Genomic DNA, 300 nt, shown 5'->3' with positions numbered 1-300 from the left:
GACCGGTCTGGGTTTGTCGATTTCCAAGCGTTTGATCGAACTGATGGGAGGGGAGATTACGCTCAATAGTGATATGGGCGTGGGCACCACGGTGCGCTTCCATACCTGGTTTGATCTGCCTGAAAAAAGGTTGATGCTGGCTCCTGCGGTGATGAGTAATCCTGCGCTGAAAGTGTTGATCGTGGATGATAATCGCAAAGCCGCGCAGATATTGAGCGAAGAACTGACTGAACTCACGCCGAACTGTGTCAGCGTGTATAGCGCAACGGCTGCGATGCAGGCGATAGAAATGGCGGATCA

Annotated in this window: 1 protein-coding gene; it reads left to right on the top strand. The window is 52.3% G+C overall.

What is annotated here, in order from left to right:
- Positions 1-13 precede the first annotated feature (13 nt).
- A partial coding sequence (locus KDM89_RS21535) for an ATP-binding protein (RefSeq protein ID WP_438947541.1) occupies positions 14-300 on the top strand: 287 nt, incomplete at its 3' end.

It is taken from the genome of Cognatundibacterium luofuense, assembly GCF_018139685.1.
GTDB classification, from domain to species: domain Bacteria; phylum Pseudomonadota; class Gammaproteobacteria; order Burkholderiales; family Burkholderiaceae_D; genus Undibacterium; species Undibacterium luofuense.
Note: the sequence above shows the minus strand (reverse complement) of the source record. Positions and strands in the feature narration are given on the sequence as shown.